This is a genomic window from Streptomyces sp. NPDC002463 (assembly GCF_042889835.1).
In the GTDB taxonomy this organism is placed as follows: Bacteria; Actinomycetota; Actinomycetes; order Streptomycetales; family Streptomycetaceae; genus Streptomyces; species Streptomyces nymphaeiformis.
In genome coordinates this window covers 1-1934 of the sequence record NZ_JBIARL010000063.1, presented here as the reverse complement: position 1 = coordinate 1934, position 1934 = coordinate 1, and the positions used below count along the sequence as shown (strand labels likewise).

The following is a 1934-nucleotide window of genomic DNA, read 5'->3' as shown; positions in this document are numbered from 1 at the left end:
GAGGACGAGGGTCGGTCGGGTGGGCCCGGGGCGCCGTCGGGCGACGGGACTTCGGTGGTGCCGAGCCGGGAGAAGCTCCCGAAGGGCAAGGCGGCCCCGAAGCCGAAGCGGGTCGCCGAGCTGACCGGGAGGCGGACGGCGAACGCCCGGTACTGGCAGCTGTCCGACGGCCGCGTGCAGGCCGAGGTGTCGGCCGTCCCGACCGGGTACCGGGCGGGCAGGTCCTGGAAGGACATCGACCCGACGGTCGTCCCGTCCGCTGCCGGGGGCTTCGCCTTCTCCAACACGACGAACGCGGCGAGCAGTTGGTTCGGCTCGGACGCGGAGCGGTTGCTGCGTTTCCAGGCCGGCGGTCACACGGTGACGCTCGGTCTGAAGGGTGCGGGGAAGCTCGTGCCGGTCGCGGCCGGGGACACGGTCACGTACAAGGACGCGGTGTCCGGTGCGGATCTGTCGTACGTGGTCGGTCCGGGCCGGGTGAAGGAGAACATCGTCCTGGACGCGAAGCCGTCCGGTCCGGTGTCCTTCACGTTCACGCTGGACGCGGGCGGGCTGAGGCCGAAGCAGAACGAGGACGGCTCGCTCTCCTTCTACGGTGAGGGCGCGGACCCGGTCCTGGTGATCCCGGCGGCGTTCATGACGGACGCGAAGAAGGACGCCGAGGCCGCGTACGGCTCCGCCTACAGCCCGGCCGTGCGGCAGAAGCTGACGCGGGCCGGCGAGGGCTGGGAGCTGACGGTCACGCCGGACGCATCGTGGCTGGCGGCGCCCGGGCGGCAGTACCCGGTGACGATCGATCCGACGATCTCGATCGCGCCGACCCCCACGACGGCGCAGGACGTGATGATCTCGTCGGACGGTCCGGCGACGAACTACGACGACAACTGGCGTCTGTCGGTCGGCAACACCTCCACGGGTGCTTCGCGTGCGCTGATCCGGTTCCCGGTCGGCAGCATCCCGGCGGGCACCAAGCTGGATTCGGCCGATCTGCGGATGTATTTCGACCAGACGCACACCACGGGTGACTCCGAGGTGCAGCTGGAGGCGCACCGGGCGACGCAGCCGTGGACCGAGTCGGGTGCGACGTGGGACAACGCGAACGCGATCACGGGTGAGCTGTCCGGTACGGCCGTGGTCGTGGACAACGGTGAGGCCGGTCGTACGGCGGCGGTGGGTTCGTGGCCGGCGTCGGGGAACGCGGCGTACACGCAGTACGCGGTGAACCAGACGTACATGTACAACAAGGACGCGGTCGCGGGTGACACCTACACCTGGCAGCCGAGTCTTCCCGAGGACGGCACCTACCAGGTCGAGACGCACAACGTCCCGGCCTCCGACCGGGCGACGAACGCGCCGTTCACCGTCACCTACGACGGCGGGACGAAGGCCTACACGGTCAACCAGCAGGCCGGCACGGCCGGTGTGTGGAAGACGCTGGGCTCGCACCCGTTCAAGGCGGGCACGCTCGGCAAGATCGTCCTGGGTGACGGTCCGGCGTCGGCGGCCACCTCGGTGATCGCCGATGCGGTGCGGTTCACCAAGGGCGGTGTGGTCACCAAGCAGCCCGGTGAGCTGAACGCCTGGCACTCCTTCCCGGTCACCAAGACCGTGCAGTCCTGGATCGACGGCACGAACGTCAACAACGGTTTCGTGATCAAGGCCGGTGACGAGTCCGCGAACGGCCCCAAGGGCGGCCCGCGTTACGAGGGCAGCGAGTTCGGGTACGGCGGTGAGACCGCCAACTACCCGCGTCTCGTGCTGACCTTCGGCCGTCAGGGGGTCGACCTCGCCGCCCCGACCACGATCCACGACACCGGCGCGGAGCTGAACTGGTCCGCGTACCAGGACAAGGACCCGATCGGCACCGGCGACGACCTCGTCGAGTACCAGGTCCACCGCTCGGTCAGCCAGACCTTCACCCCGTCCGCCGCCAC

The 1934-nt window shown here is 69.9% G+C and carries 1 protein-coding gene; it reads left to right on the top strand.

Annotated features, from left to right (window positions below; genetic code table 11):
* Positions 1–57 precede the first annotated feature (57 nt).
* Positions 58–1934: DNRLRE domain-containing protein (locus ACFYX3_RS42025; RefSeq protein WP_389025419.1), on the top strand; the 1877-nt coding region annotated here is incomplete at its 3' end.